A 12,577-nucleotide genomic window follows, 5' to 3' on the forward strand; every position below is an offset into this window, starting at 1 on the left:
GGTGAACGCGATGCTGCAACGCCTGTCGCTCGGTATGCTGCTGCTGTGCGCCTTCAGCGCCGCCGCGGCCTGCGAGTGGCCGGGCTGGCAACAGTACAAGCAATTCTACATCAGCCCGCAGGGGCGGGTGATCGACCCAAGCAGCCCGAACAAAATCACCACCTCCGAGGGACAGAGTTACGGCCTGTTTTTCGCCCTGGTGGCCAACGACCGGCCGACCTTCGACCTGTTGTTGACCTGGACGGAGAACAATCTGGCGGCGGGCGATCTCAGCGCCCGCTTGCCCGCCTGGCTGTGGGGAGAGAGCGACGATAAGCAGTGGAAGGTGCTGGACGCCAACTCGGCGTCGGACGCCGACCTGTGGATCGCTTACAACCTGCTCGAAGCTGGCCGCCTGTGGAAAAGCCGGCGTTATCAAACCCTGGGAACGCTGCTGCTGCAACGCATCGGCCGCGAGGAAGTGGCCGACATTCCCGGCCTGGGCCTGATGCTGCTGCCGGGCAAAGTCGGGTTCGTGGCGGAAGATCGCTGGCGGCTGAATCCCAGCTACCTGCCGCCGCAGTTGTTGGCGCGTTTTGCGGCGCTGAACGGCCCATGGCGCGCGATGCGCGAGATCAATCAGCGACTGTGGCTGGACACCGCGCCGCACGGCTTCTCGCCGGATTGGGTGGTGTGGCGGGTCGGTGCCGGTTGGCAGCCGGACACCGTCAAGCCGAACGTCGGCAGCTACGACGCCATTCGGGTTTATCTGTGGGCCGGCATGCTGGCGGACGACGATGAACACAAGGCGGCGCTGGTTGAACGCTTCCAGCCGATGGCGCAGCTCACCGCCAAACAGGGCGTTCCGCCGGAGAAAACCGATACCGCCAGCGGCAAAACTACCGGTGACGGCCCGGTCGGTTTTTCCGCTTCTATGCTGCCGATGCTGGCGACGCAGGCTGAAGCGCTGGCGGTGCAGCGGCAGCGCATCAGCGAGCATCCGCCGGGTGATGACGCCTATTTCAGCGCCTCGCTGACCCTGTTCGGTCAGGGATGGGATCAACAACGTTATCGCTTTAATCGTCAGGGTGAATTGCAACCCTCGTGGGACGGCCAATGCACAACTTCAAAATAAACTGGCTGAATTTGATTCCGCTGAGCCTGGCGATGCTGCCGCAGGCGCGCGCTGCGGAGGCCGTGGCCCCGGAACAGTGGCTGCTGGAACAGGTGCGCATTGGCGAGGCCGGCAACAAGGACGATCTGGTGCGCCAGTCGCTGTACCGGCTCGAGCTGATGGATCCGAACAACCCGGACGTGATTGCCGCGCGCATGCGTTTGGCGCTGCGGCAGGGCAACATGGCGCTGGCGCAGCAGCAGTTGGACAAGCTGAAAACCCTCGCGCCGCAGTCCAGCGCCTATCGCCAGGCGCAAATGAACATGCTGCTGACCCAGCCGGAAACCCGGCAAAAGCTGCAGCAGGCGCGCCTGATGGCGACCGCCGGCCGGTTGCCGGAAGCCAAGGCGCAGTACGATGCGCTGTTTCACGGCGAGCCGCCGACGCTCGATCTGGCGGTAGAATACTGGCGGCTGGTGGCGCGTTTGCCGGGGCAGGAGGCGAAGGCGTTAAAGCAGCTGCAGGCGCTGGATCAGCAATATTCAGGCAATGTGGCGCTGCGCATGTCGCTGGCGCGTATGCTGTTCAGTCAGAACCAGGACGCGCAGGCCTATGAACTGCTGCAGAAGATCGCCGCCGATCCGGCCGGGCGCGGCGACGCCGCCGATCTGTGGCTGGACAAGGTCAAAGCGATGCCGGTCAGCGCGCAGAGCGTAGCGGCGCTCAACCGTTTCCTCGGCGTATTCGACACCGGCGATCAGGCGACCCGCGCCCGCGAAGAACTGGCCAGACAGCAGAAGCTGTTGGCCGATCCGGCTTATCAGGCGAGGGTGCGCGGTCTGGCGCAGGTGGATAAAGGCGGCAGCCGGGCAGCCATTCCAGAGTTGCAAAAGGCGCTGGCGGCGGCGCCGAACGACGCCGAGGTGCTGGGCGCGCTCGGCCAGGCCTACTCGCGCGCCGGCAACCGCCCGCAGGCGCTGAAGCTGTTTCGCCAGGCGCTGGCCGCCGACAAGAGCGGCTACGGCAGCGGCAAATGGCAGAGTCTGATCAAGAGCACCGGCTACTGGCTGGCGATCGACGAGGGCGACAAAGCGCTCAAGGCCGGCAATCTCGCGCTGGCTCGGCAGAAATATCAACAGGCGCGCCAGCTCGACGACAGCGACGGCGATGCGTTTATCGGCCTGGGCGATGTGGCGGTGGCGAGCAAGGATGACGCCGCGGCGGAAGGGTTTTATCAGCAGGCGTTGCGGCGCGATCCCGGCAACGGCAGCGCGCTGCGCGGCCTGGTGAATATCTATCAACGCCAATCGCCGGAAAAAGCGCTGGCCTACCTCAACGGCCTGCCGCGCAGCCAACAGGCCAAGCTGCGCAGCACCCTCGACGGACTGCGGCTCGATATGTTGAAGCAGCAGGCGGAGACGCTGGCGGCACAGCAGCAGTGGCAGCAGGCGGCGGAAATCTATCGCCGCGCTCAGCCGATGGATCCCGACGACGTCTGGCTAACCTATCGCTATGCGCAGGCGCTGCGTCAGGCCGGGCAGCCGCAGCAGGCGGACGCTCTGTTCCGGCAGCTGGCGCTGCGCCAACATGCCAATCCGCAGCTGACCTACGCCTATGCGCTCTATCTTTCCGGCAGCGATCGCGACAGGCAGGCGCTGGCGCAGCTCAATACGCTGCCTGCGGCGCAATGGAACGACAACATGCGCGAACTGGCGCAGCGGCTGAAAATGCAGGCGGTAATCGAGCATGCCGAACGGCTGCGGGCCGCCGGTGACGAAGCGGCGGCGGAAGCCTATCTGCGTCGGCAGCCGGCGGACACCCGCATCGATTTGCTGCTCGCCGACTGGGCGCTGGCGCGCGGGGAGTATGCGGCGGCGCTGGACGACTATCAGCGGGTGAAACGGCGTGAACCGAACAACCCGGATGCGCAGCTGGGCGAGATCGAAGCCTATGTGGCGCAGGGGGATCTGGACGCGGCGCGTCAGCGGCTGAAAACCGAACCGCAGCCGCAAGACGCTTCGCTCAACAGCCAACGGCGGGTCGCCAACGCCTGGGGCGCGGTCGGCGATCCGCAGCAGGCCGACGCGCTCTTCAGCCGGCTGAAAACGGCGGCGGCTTCGGAGCCCGCCGGGCAGACCAAGGCGCTTGTTTATCGTGACGCCGCCCGGCTGGAACGGGCTCAGCAACAGCCTGAGCGGGCGCAGCAGGATTACCGCCAGGCGATGGTGGCCGGCGGCATCACGCCGACGCTGCCGCAGGATAATGACGGCTACACCTATTTGACGCGCAATAATCCGAGCGACGACTGGCTGAAACGCGGCATCCGCTCCGACGCCGCGGATCTGTATCGACAGCAAGACGTGAACGTCACGCTCGATCACGATTACTGGCGCTCGAGCGGCACCGGCGGCATTTCCGACTTCAACGCGCACGACACCATGCTGCAGGTGGACATGCCGCTGTATGACGGGCGCGCCTTTTTGCGTACCGACACCGTGCAGCTGGATGCCGGCCGCTTCTCGACCGACGGCAGCGGCAAGTACTACGAAACCTTCGGCACCTGCAACACGCAAGGGTGCCGCGGCGATGAACACCAGAAAACCACCGGCACCAGCGTGGCGGCCGGCTGGAAAAACGATCGCTGGGCCGCCGACATCGGCACGACGCCGATGGGCTTTGAGGTGGTCGACTGGACCGGCGGCCTGGCCTACAGCGGCGACTGGAACCACATTGGCTGGACGCTGGCGGCCTCGCGGCGGCCGATTTCCAGCTCGCTGCTGGCGTTCGGCGGCGCCAAAGACCCGAATACCGGCATCACCTGGGGCGGCGTGCGCGCCACCGGCGTAAGCCTGAGCGCCAGCTACGATCGCGGCGAGGCGAACGGCGTGTGGGCCGATCTCAGCGCGCATCAGATTACCGGCAAGAACGTGGCGGACAACCAGCGGCAGCGGTTGATGGCCGGTTACTACTACAAGCTGATCAACGAAGACAATCGCCGCCTGAGCGTCGGGATCAATACCATGCTGTGGCACTACCAGAAGGATTTGAGCGGCTATTCGCTGGGGCAGGGCGGCTATTACAGCCCGCAGCAATATCTGTCGCTGTCGCTGCCGGTCAACTACCGTCAGCGCACCGAGAACTGGTCGTGGGAGCTGGGCGGTTCGGTTTCACTGTCCCATTCCAAAACCGACAGCCAGCGCCGCTATCCGCTGCAGGGACTGATCCCGGATTCGTTGCCCGATAAGTTCGCCGTCGAGGACGGCAGCTCCTCGAGCGGCGTCGGTTATACCCTGCGGGCGATCGTCGAACGCCGTCTCAGTTCGCACTGGACGCTCGGCGCCGGCATCGACATTCAACAGGCGAAGGACTATACGCCGAGCCACGCGTTGATTTATCTGCGTTATTCCCTGGCCGGCTGGCAAGGGGATCTCGATTTGCCGCCGCAGCCGCTGACGCCTTACGCCGACTTCAAGTAGCCGGAAGGGGGAAAGATTCGGAGTGTCGGACGCCGGGGAGTTTTGTTACCCTGTGTGCGGGTCGCGTTTGTTCGCTTTAGGAAAAGACTGAAACCCGCGATTTTCTTGGTTTTGCCTGCGGCATAGCCAGATAAAAACAGCCGATGATCGAGTATACTCAGCCCGGTTCGAGGGGGCGGGTGAGAGTCAGCCCCCTTTTTTGTTTCAGCCCGATTTCACGGAGAGCAGGTTTGCGGGTCAGGCGTTCGTTAACGATTAAGCAGATGGCGACAGTGTCCGGCGTGGCGCTGGTTACGATCTGCATCTTTATCGTGATCCAGTTATTCCACTTTGTGCAGCAGCGCAGGGATGACTACGCCCAGCAACTGGAGAATATCGCCCACTCCGTGCGCCAGCCGCTGGCGGAGGCGGTGCTGCGCATGGACGTGCCGGAAGCCAAAAGGGTGCTGAACACGCTGTTGCCGGTCGGCATTCTCAGCCGGGCGGATATCGTCTTGCCGAACGAGTTTCAGGCGCTGCACGCTAATTTCCCGCCAGAGCGGCCGGTGCCGACGCTGATCGCCCGGCTGTTTGAACTGCCTATCCAAATATCCGTGCCGCTCTATTCGCTGGAACGGGTGCCGGCCAACCAGCAGCCGCTGGCCTACCTGGTGCTGCAGGCCGATTCGTTCCGCATGTACCAGTTTATCCTCAGCATATTGTCGACCATGCTGTCGACCTACCTGCTGCTGGCGCTGATCCTGTCGGTGGCCATCACCTGGTGCATGAACCGGTTGATGGTGCATCCGCTGCGCGCGATGGCCAAAGAGCTGGAGAACATCTCGCAGGACGAAGCGCCTTATCACCAGCTGATGCTGCCGGCGCTGCACCAGGACGACGAGCTCGGCCTGCTGGTGCGCAACTACAACCGCAATCAACAGACGCTGGCCAAGGCGCATGCCGACATGAGCCGCCTGAGCACCCGCCACCCGGTGACCGAACTGCCGAATCCTGCATTGCTGAACGCGTTGCTGGAACAGCATATCGCCTCCAGCCTGCGCCCCGAGCGTTTTAACCTGCTGGTGATCGGCATCGAGACGCTGCATGAAGCGTCGGGCGTGATGAGCCCGGCGATGCGCGAAGCGCTGCTGCTGGCGCTGGCGAAGAAGCTGCGCGGCTGCATCGACGAAAACGGCGTGTTGGCGCAGCTGAGCAATACCGAATTCGCCATTCTGGCCAAGGGCATCGAGCGGCCGTTCCACGCCATGCAGCTGGCGCGGCGCATCATGGCGGAGATCAATGCGCCGTTGACGCTGGAAGGTCTGGCGCTGCGGCCCAACGCCAGCATCGGCATCGCGCACTACCTCAATCAGGGGGAGAGTGCGGAACAGCTGCTGCGCAGCGCCACCTCGGCGATGATGTCCGCGCACCGCGAAGGAAAAAATCAGATCCTGTTCTTCGAACCCAGCCTGACGGAACGCACGCAGAAGCGGCTGACGCAGGAGAGCGAGATCCTGCACGGCATCGAGCAGCGGCATTTCACGCTGTTCCTGCAGCCGCAGATCGACATGCAGTCCAACGAGGTGATCGGCGCCGAAGCGCTGCTGCGTTGGCAGCAGTATGACGGCAGCTATACCCTGCCGGCCGACGTTATCCCGCTCGCGGAAGAGCTGGGCGTGATCGTGCCGCTCGGCAACTGGGTGCTGGAAGAGTCTTGCCGCATCCTGGCGGACTGGCAACAACGCGGCATTGCGCTGCCGCTGGCGGTTAACGTTTCCGGCATTCAGATGCAGGATGAAGCGTTCGTCCCGCATCTGAAAAACCTGCTGGCGCAGTATCGGATCGATCCGCGCAAGCTGCTGCTGGAGATCACCGAGACGGTACGCATCGACGATCTCGATCGCGCCCTGGCGCTGCTGCGCGAGCTGCACGACCTGGGGCTGTCGATCGCGCTGGACGACTTCGGCATGGGCTACTCCAGCCTGGAGTACCTCAACCGCTTGAAATCCCTGCCGATCGATTTGATTAAGATCGACCGCAGTTTCATTCAGGGGCTGCCGGCCGACGATGCGATGGTGCGCATCGTCAGTTCGATCTCCGAAGTGCTGGCGTTGCCGGTAATGGCCGAAGGCGTGGAAAACGCCGAACAGCGCGACTGGCTGCTGCAGCACGGCATTCGCAGTGGGCAGGGATTCCTGTTCGCCCGGCCGCTGCCGCGCGAAGCGTTCGAAGCCGAGTTTTGCCGCGCGGCGCGGTGAGCGTCGCGATACCTTTCCGGTACTTTTCCTCGTCCGAAAATCGCCATTCTTTATCTACCTCTTTTGCGTTAGTGCAAACAAAGGCTTACGCAATTTTCAGCTTTGCACCCCGACTGACGCGTTTCAGCTCTTAAATTCACATCAACCCCACACGGTGGGTGCAACAAATTATTTCCATGTTGTTAAGTGGGTGTTATTTTCCGCGCAAGCGATGAACAGGCTGGATTTTTAGACTGCTGCCTGATGCGTGTCTTCCCCCCATAGGATGTTCATATGAAAACAACGATCTTTAAGAGCCTCTATTTTCAGGTGCTGACGGCGATCACGCTGGGTATCCTGCTTGGCCATTTCTACCCTGACCTCGGCGCCGAGATGAAACCTCTGGGCGATGGCTTCGTCAAACTGATCAAGATGATCATCGCGCCGGTGATCTTCTGCACCGTGGTGACCGGCATCGCCGGCATGGAAAGCATGAAGGCGGTAGGGCGCACCGGCGCCATCGCGCTGCTGTATTTTGAAATCGTCAGCACCATCGCGCTGATTATCGGCCTGGTGATCGTCAACCTGGTGCAACCGGGCGCCGGCATGAACGTCGATCCCGGCACGCTGGACGCCAAAGCGGTAGCGGTCTACGCCGAACAGGCGCAGCAGCAGGGCATCATCCCGTTCCTGCTGGACATCATCCCCGGCAGCGTGATCGGCGCGTTCGCCAGCGGCAACATTCTTCAGGTGCTGCTGTTCGCGGTACTGTTCGGCTTCGCCCTGCATCGTCTGGGCGACAAAGGGCAGCTGATCTACAACGTGATCGACAGCTTCTCGCGGGTGATTTTCGGCATCATCAACATGATCATGCGCCTGGCGCCGCTGGGGGCCTTCGGCGCCATGGCGTTTACCATCGGTAAATACGGTGTCGGCACCCTGGTGCAACTCGGCCAACTGATCGTGTGCTTCTATATCACCTGCATCCTGTTCGTGGTGGTGGTGTTGGGCAGCATCGCCCGCGCCAACGGCTTCAGCATCTTCAAATTCGTCAACTACATCAAAGAAGAGCTGCTGATCGTGCTGGGAACCTCGTCGTCCGAATCCGCGCTGCCGCGCATGCTGGATAAAATGGAGAAGCTGGGCTGCAAGAAATCGGTGGTGGGTCTGGTTATTCCGACCGGGTACTCCTTCAACCTGGACGGCACCTCTATCTACCTGACCATGGCCGCGGTGTTTATCGCGCAGGCGACCAATACCCACATGGACATCATGCATCAGATTACCCTGCTGGTGGTGCTGCTGCTCTCCTCCAAAGGGGCGGCGGGCGTGACCGGCAGCGGCTTTATCGTGTTGGCCGCCACCATCTCCGCCGTCGGCCACCTGCCGCTGGCCGGCCTGGCGCTGATCCTCGGCATCGACCGCTTCATGTCGGAAGCCCGTGCGTTGACCAACCTGGTGGGCAACGGGGTGGCGACCGTGGTGGTGGCAAAATGGTGTAACCAGCTGGATGAAAAACAGCTGAAAGACACGCTGAACAACAAAAACACCGGCGCGGACAAAACGCTGCCTTCCGCCTGATATCGGCGGTAAATCACCGGCCGCATCCGCGGCCGGTGAGGTTCTTCCCCTGCCTCGTAACGATTTTTTGCATTAAAAACCCCGCAATCCATTATTTTTCACTCTAATGAGTGACATCCGCAAAGGCGCGCGGTCTAACACGGTGGTACACTTTCTGCTTTCCGCCCCACCGTGAAACTCAGGGCGTATTTTTATGATTCCATTGAATGGAATACACGCATTTGCATAAGAAATTGGATAGTCATTAAGTAGGGGTTCACATGCAGGGCACCAGAATTCATCTTATAGTTGGTGGGTTGCTATTGGCTGCAGCCAGTAGCAGCGTGCAGGCTGAAGCACTACAACCCGACCCTGCCTGGCAGCAGGGGGCGCTGGCCAACGGGTTTTCATGGCAGATTCTCGATACGCCGCAGCGGCCGAGTGACCGCGTTGAACTGCGGTTGATCGTCAATACCGGCTCTTTGGTGGAGTCTTCGCAGCAGACCGGCTTTGCCCATCTGCTGCCGCGGCTGGCGTTGGCGCGTAGCGAAAGCTTCACGGCCCCGCAGCTGCGCGCCCTGTGGCAGCAGAGCGTGGATAACGAGCGGCCGCTGCCGCCGGCTATCATCTCGTATGATTTCACCATGTATAACCTCAGCCTGCCGAACAACCGGCCCGACCTGCTGAAAGAAGCGCTGGCCTGGCTGGCGGATACCACCGGCAAACTGGCGATAGACGAGCATACGGTGCACGCGGTGATGAATTCAAGCATCAATCCGGTCGGCACTTTCCCGCCCAATACCCAAGATGTCTGGTGGCGTTACCGCCTGAAAGGCTCGACGCTGCTGGCGCACGATCCGGCGCAGCCGGCAAAACGGCCGGTCAACCTCGAGCAGTTGAAGAAATTCTATCAGCAGTGGTATACCCCGGACGCCATGACGCTGTTCGTGGTCGGCAAGGTTGACAGCCGCAGCCTGGGCGAGCAGATCAACAAGGCGTTCTCGCCGTTGCAGGGCAAACGTGAAACACCGGCCCCGATGCCGACCCTGACGCCGCTGCCACAGCAGCCTGTGAGCCTGATCAGCGAGCAGGTGAAACAGGATACGCTGTCGATCATGTGGGATTCGCCGTGGCATCCGATCCGCGATTCGCAGAGCTTGCTCCGTTACTGGCGTGGCGATCTCGCCCGCGAGGCGCTGTTCTGGCATCTTCAGCAGACGCTGGAAAAAAGCGACCAGAAGAGCCTGCATCTGGGCTTTGACTGCCGCGTGCAGTACCAGCGCGGGCAGTGCGCCATCCATCTGGATACGCCGAACAACAACCTGAACGGCAGCCTGGGCTTTATCGCTCGCGAGCTGGCCAACGTGCGTGACAACGGCCTGTCGAAAGAGGAATTCGATGCGCTGCTGGCGCAGAAAAACGATCAGCTGAGCAAGCTGTTCGCCACCTACGCCCGCACCGACACCGATGTGCTGATGAGTCAGCGCCTGCGTTCGCAGCAGAGCGGGGTGGTGGATATCGCGCCGGAGCTGTATCAGAAACTGCGCCAGGAATTCCTGTCCAGCCTGACGCTGGAGACGTTGAATCAGGCGCTGAAGCTGCAGCTGTCTCAGGAGGCGACGCTGGTGCTGATGCAGCCGAAAGGCGAGCCGGAAATGAGCATGAAGCAGCTGCAGGAAACTTATGACGGCATCATGATGCCGGCGCCGGCGGTGGTGACGGAAGAAGCCAAACCGGCCGACGCTGCGGTGGCTGCGCCGGCGACGGACGCCGGCGCGCAGTAATATCGCGACAGGGGGCTCAGGCCCCCTCAGTTGCGATACAGCACCTTGATGATGTGGTAACCGAACTGGGTTTTGACCGGGCCGTAAGGTTTGAGCAGCGGGATGCTGAACACCGCTTTATCGAACGCAGGCACCATCGCGCCCTTGTTGAATTCGCCCAGCGAGCCGCCGTTGCGTTTTGAGGGGCAGCTCGAATATTTGCGCGCCAGCGTGTCGAAGCTGACGCCGCGCTTCAGCTTGGCCAGCAGCTCGTTGGCCAGCTTTTCATTGTCTACCAGAATGTGCAGGGCGCACGCCGTTTTTGCCATGGTATTGCCTTTGTCGATGCGAAAATTGCGCTGATTATACCCGCTAAATCTCATCGGCGCTTTCTGCTACAATTCCCTTCCACGTTTTACAGTCGAGCAAGCCAGCACCATGCGATTAAACCCCAGCCAACAACAAGCCGTCGAATTCGTTACCGGGCCCTGCCTGGTGTTGGCCGGTGCCGGTTCCGGCAAGACGCGCGTTATCACCAACAAGATAGCCCACCTTATCCATCATTGCGGCTATCAGGCGCGACACATCGCCGCCGTGACCTTTACCAACAAAGCCGCGCGCGAGATGAAAGAGCGCGTGTCGCAAACCCTGGGGCGCAAAGAGGCGCGCGGGCTGATGATTTCCACCTTCCACACCCTGGGGCTGGAAATCATCAAGCGGGAATATGTGGCGCTGGGCATGAAGTCCAACTTCTCGCTGTTCGACGACCAGGATCAGCTGGCGCTGTTGAAAGAGCTGACCGAAAAGTGGCTGGAAAGCGATAAAACGCTGGTGGCGCAGCTGATTTCGACCATCTCCAACTGGAAAAACGACCTGATCGATCCCCAGCGCGCGGCGGAGCTGGCGCGCTCGGAGCGCGACAAGCTGTTCGCCCACTGCTACGGCCTGTACCACGCCCATATGCGGGCGTGCAACGTGCTGGACTTCGATGACTTGATCCTGCTGCCGACGCTGCTGTTGCAACGCAACGAAGAGGTGCGCGAACGCTGGCAGCAGCGCATCCGCTATCTGCTGGTGGATGAGTACCAGGATACCAACACCAGTCAGTACGAGCTGGTGAAGCTGCTGGTGGGCAACCGCGCGCGCTTTACAGTGGTGGGCGACGACGACCAGTCGATCTACTCCTGGCGCGGCGCGCGGCCGCAGAACCTGGTGCTGCTGAAGGAAGATTTCCCGGCGCTGCAGGTGATCAAGCTGGAACAAAACTACCGTTCCAGCGAGCGCATTCTGAAGGCGGCCAACATTCTGATCGCCAATAACCCGCACGTGTTTGAAAAGCGGCTGTTTTCTGAACTGGGGTATGGCGAAGAGCTGAAGGTGGTGACCGCCAACAATGAGGATCACGAAGCCGAGCGGGTGGTGGGGGAGCTGATCGCCCACCACTTCGTGAAAAAGACCAATTACGGCGACTATGCGATCCTGTACCGCGGCAACCACCAGTCGCGGGTGTTTGAAAAGATGCTGATGCAGAACCGCATCCCGTACAAGATTTCCGGCGGCACGTCGTTCTTCTCTCGCCCCGAGATCAAGGATCTGCTGGCTTACCTGCGCGTGCTGACCAACCCGGAAGACGACAGCGCCTTCCTGCGCATCGTCAATACCCCCAAGCGCGAGATCGGCCCGGCGACGCTGCAGAAGCTTGGCGAGTGGGCCAACCAGCGTAACAAGAGTTTGTTCCATGCCAGCTTCGATCTGGGGCTGAGCCAGCATCTGACCGGGCGCGGGCTGGAATCGCTGCAGCGTTTCACCCACTGGCTGGGCGGCATCGCCCAGCAGGCGGAGCGTGAGCCGGTGGCGGCGGTGCGCGATCTGATCCGCGGCGTGGATTATGAGAGCTGGCTGTTTGAAACCTCGACCAGCCCGAAGGCCGCCGAAATGCGGATGAAAAACGTCAACACGCTGTTCGGTTGGATGACGGAAATGCTGGAAGGCAACGATCTGGACGAGCCGATGACGCTGACCCAGGTCGTGACGCGCTTCACCCTGCGCGACATGATGGAACGCGGCGAAAGTGAAGAGGAGCTGGATCAGGTACAGCTGATGACGCTGCACGCCTCAAAGGGGCTGGAGTTCCCTTACGTGTTCCTGGTGGGCATGGAAGAGGGCCTGCTGCCGCACCAGAGCAGCATCGACGAAGACAATGTCGATGAAGAGCGGCGTCTGGCCTATGTGGGGATCACCCGCGCGCAAAAAGAGCTGATTTTCACCCTGTGCCGCGAGCGCCGTCAGTACGGCGAGCTGGTGCGGCCGGAGCCGAGCCGGTTCCTGCTGGAGCTGCCGCAGGACGATTTGGCGTGGGAAACCGAGCGCAAAGTGGTGAGCCCGCAGGAGCGGATGCAGAAGGGGCAGAGCCATCTGGCCAATATTCGCGCCCAGCTGGCCAAGGCCAAAGGCGGGAATTAAAAAGAA

The 12,577-nt window shown here is 61.7% G+C and carries 7 protein-coding genes; 6 read left to right on the forward strand and 1 reads right to left on the reverse strand.

The annotated features are described in order from the left end of the window. Nucleotide 1 precedes the first annotated feature (1 nt). The 5 genes from bcsZ (at nt 2) to J0F90_RS00665 (ending at nt 10,129) form a co-directional block, all read left to right on the forward strand. Nucleotides 2-1,114 (forward strand): cellulose synthase complex periplasmic endoglucanase BcsZ, encoded by a 1,113-nt coding sequence (bcsZ, locus tag J0F90_RS00645; RefSeq protein ID WP_080286903.1) that lies wholly within the window; start codon nt 2-4, stop codon nt 1,112-1,114. Next, nucleotides 1,096-4,569, forward strand: a complete 3,474-nt coding sequence (gene bcsC / locus J0F90_RS00650) for a cellulose synthase complex outer membrane protein BcsC (protein WP_033639026.1) — start codon at nt 1,096-1,098, stop codon at nt 4,567-4,569. The genes bcsZ and bcsC overlap by 19 nt, the downstream gene beginning before the upstream one ends. Before the next feature lie 230 nt (nt 4,570-4,799). Continuing rightward, complete coding sequence (gene hmsP, locus J0F90_RS00655; protein ID WP_028127370.1) at nt 4,800-6,806, forward strand: biofilm formation regulator HmsP; 2,007 nt, start codon at nt 4,800-4,802, stop codon at nt 6,804-6,806. A 273-nt stretch (nt 6,807-7,079) separates the two neighbouring features. After that, entirely contained in the window at nt 7,080-8,366 is a 1,287-nt protein-coding gene (locus J0F90_RS00660; RefSeq protein ID WP_016929514.1) for a dicarboxylate/amino acid:cation symporter, read from the forward strand. A 260-nt stretch (nt 8,367-8,626) separates the two neighbouring features. Then, entirely contained in the window at nt 8,627-10,129 is a 1,503-nt protein-coding gene (locus tag J0F90_RS00665; protein ID WP_033639025.1) for a M16 family metallopeptidase, read from the forward strand. 26 nt (nt 10,130-10,155) lie between these two features. Here J0F90_RS00665 and ppiC read toward each other — a convergent pair whose 3' ends face one another. Then, nucleotides 10,156-10,437 carry a peptidylprolyl isomerase PpiC gene (ppiC, locus tag J0F90_RS00670; protein ID WP_004934175.1) on the reverse strand — a complete coding sequence of 94 codons (282 nt, stop codon included), beginning with the start codon at nt 10,435-10,437 and terminating at the stop codon, nt 10,156-10,158. A gap of 109 nt (nt 10,438-10,546) precedes the next feature. Here ppiC and rep point away from each other — a divergent pair, with 109 nt between their 5' ends. Further along, nucleotides 10,547-12,571 (forward strand): DNA helicase Rep, encoded by a 2,025-nt coding sequence (rep, locus tag J0F90_RS00675; RefSeq protein ID WP_004934177.1) that lies wholly within the window; start codon nt 10,547-10,549, stop codon nt 12,569-12,571. The last annotated feature ends 6 nt before the right edge of the window (nt 12,572-12,577 follow it).

It is taken from the genome of Serratia marcescens subsp. marcescens ATCC 13880 (assembly GCF_017299535.1).
GTDB lineage: Bacteria > Pseudomonadota > Gammaproteobacteria > Enterobacterales > Enterobacteriaceae > Serratia > Serratia marcescens.

Bases quoted from the DNA above. Each gene is read 5' to 3' on its own strand.
- rep (WP_004934177.1), top strand. From the start codon at position 10,547: ATGCGATTAAACCCCAGCCAACAACAAGCCGTCGAATTCGTTACCGGG.
- ppiC (WP_004934175.1), bottom strand. From the start codon at position 10,437: ATGGCAAAAACGGCGTGCGCCCTGCACATTCTGGTAGACAATGAAAAG.
- bcsC (WP_033639026.1), top strand. From the start codon at position 1,096: ATGCACAACTTCAAAATAAACTGGCTGAATTTGATTCCGCTGAGCCTG.
- J0F90_RS00660 (WP_016929514.1), top strand. From the start codon at position 7,080: ATGAAAACAACGATCTTTAAGAGCCTCTATTTTCAGGTGCTGACGGCG.
- J0F90_RS00665 (WP_033639025.1), top strand. From the start codon at position 8,627: ATGCAGGGCACCAGAATTCATCTTATAGTTGGTGGGTTGCTATTGGCT.